Here is a 2,149-nt window from a genome sequence, read left to right as displayed (position 1 = left end):
GGGTAGGCTCGGGCGTGGGCTCAGGGGTGGGGGTGGGAATGGGCTCGTCCGGGTCGTAGTTATAGTGGATGCTGACATTCTTCAAATCTTCATACTCAATTCCGGAAATGGCCTCCCACTGTTCCTGGCTCCCAGCGTAATAGATGTCGGTGAGGTTGGCGCACTCATAGAACACACCACCCTCCATGCTGGTAAGACTGGCAGGTAGGAAAATTTCCTTTAATCCAGCCCCCCGGAACGCCTCTGCTTTCAGTGTGGTAACAGTGTTCCCAATGACAGCACTGGTCAGAGTTTCACTACAAAATGCCCACGTTCCAACCGAGGAAACCCCCGATTCAATGACCAGTTTGGTAAAGGGCAGGTGGTTCCATGTATGTCCAGCGAAAAAGTTGGCACTCCACATATCCCCAGTGCCGGAGACGATGAGCGTCTTGGAGTCTTGATCGTAGGTCCAGGTCATGGTCTCCCCGCAAGTTCCTCCTTTCCCGGTGATGGTGTCCCAGGTGATCATTCCAATGACGTTGGGAATGGCATCAATTTTTTTCCCAGAAACCACCTGGACGTATTCGCCGTCATAGGCAGCACGAAGCCGATAGAACCCATCCATCCAGGCAAAATACTTGCCATCTCGGTCGGTTTCGATATCTTCCTTTGTCACATCGGGATAAGCCTCACGAAGGGCCTCAGGCGTGTCAAAAGCCTCTGTGCAGCTTTGCATGTAGACGTCATATCCATCTCCAGCCCAAACCATGCCCCGGATATTTAGGGGGGAACTGGTGCCTACGTTGCCCCAGGCCATGGTGTAGGTGTCCGTGTCGGGGTGATAGGCAAAGCGACCAGCCGTCTCATGGTCCGTGTTGTCAAACTCAGGGCGTTGAATTTCGCCGTTGCATCGGAACAAGCGAGGGTACAGGCGATCGAACTCCTCTGCGGAGACCTGAGTCACCTGAGCCGGGCCCAAATTGTCAGGGTCGTTCTGTACCGGATAGGATACGGTGCTGGTATGACAGTAGCCAAACACTCGCCCCGCCTCATCCTCAATATAATAAAACCTTACGCCGTAGGCGGTACAAAAGGGGATCAGCTGTTCTTCCAGTGCAGTGAGGATTTCTGCATCGCTGACCCAATCACCACTGGAGGTGGTACCTGCCATGGCCGCAGAGGTAACCAAACTCAGCGCCATGCAGAAAGACAAGACCAAGGCTAGCAGTTTCTTTTTCATTGTTTCCACTCCATTTCTCTCATGATATGGAAGGGGGCATATTGGTGGGCCTTATGGACGGTTTGGTCCGCTTTTCTTCCCTCTTCACCGGAAATCTGTGTCCACATTCTCCCAATAACGGAACACAGTTCCATCTCTTGCTCATTCTAACCTGAAACAGGTTAGAAAACAATATTCTGTTTCAGGTTATGCCATACTCTGCAAGAGGTGATGTGTGATGAACCGATTGCGAGATTTGCGGGAGGATGCCGATTTGACTCAAACCCAGGTGGCAAAGTTTCTGGGCATGTCTCAGACGGGGTACTCCAAATATGAGACGGGGGAAAATGACATTCCCACCCGGGTCCTCATTCAATTGGCAAAATTTTATCACACCAGCATTGACTATCTATTATGTGTCAGTGACAGGCGGACGCCCCTGTGAGCGCTGGGGTAAGGATACAGCGGGCCGGGCAAGCCACGGCCCCTACCCCAGCGGCCCAAGAAATTCGGCAATGTTCCGGGCTATTCCAGGCCCAAAGCCTCCCTCAGGGAGTGGCCCGGCGTGAACCGGGGCTCTAACCACCCAGGGTTCCGGCTTGCCAGCCTGGTGGGGACGCTTCCCGCTGGGGGTTTCTTTTGAGCGGGCAAAAGAAACCAAAACCCGCTTAGGGCGTTCCCCCCTAAGGACCCCCCTTGGGGTACGAGGCCGTCCATGCGTCAAGGCTATGTTCGGCCCGTGCCCCTTGCTGTGACGCCTAGTTCTGCCACCATACCAGGCTACCCTGGGCAGCTGGCCCTATGGCTGGGCGGTTTCTATGTCCGGGCCTGCCTTGGCCAAGCGGCGTTCCCGCCGCCGGGGGTTTTGCTGCACCATCCTGTTGCGCTGCGGTAAGGGCCGTGGCTTGCCCGGCCCGTTGGTTCCCTTGTATTGCCCTGGGGGATTCG

Annotated in this window: 2 protein-coding genes; one reads left to right on the top strand and one right to left on the bottom strand. The window is 55.0% G+C overall.

Annotation, left to right across the window (positions count from 1 at the left end):
• Positions 1 to 1,222 (bottom strand): leucine-rich repeat domain-containing protein (locus B5F12_RS11550; RefSeq protein WP_143482391.1); only part of this gene is annotated, 1,222 nt, incomplete at its 3' end.
• Positions 1,223 to 1,436: 214 nt separating this feature from the next.
• On the opposite strand from B5F12_RS11550, the gene B5F12_RS11545 reads away from it, so the two are divergent.
• Positions 1,437 to 1,646: a helix-turn-helix transcriptional regulator gene (locus B5F12_RS11545; protein WP_087234531.1), complete on the top strand. Its 210-nt coding sequence runs from the start codon at positions 1,437 to 1,439 to the stop codon at positions 1,644 to 1,646.
• Positions 1,647 to 2,149: the final 503 nt, after the last annotated feature.

Source organism: Pseudoflavonifractor sp. An176 (assembly GCF_002160435.1).
GTDB classification, from domain to species: Bacteria; Bacillota; Clostridia; order Oscillospirales; family Oscillospiraceae; genus Enterenecus; species Enterenecus faecium.
Note: the sequence above shows the minus strand (reverse complement) of the source record. Positions and strands in the feature narration are given on the sequence as shown.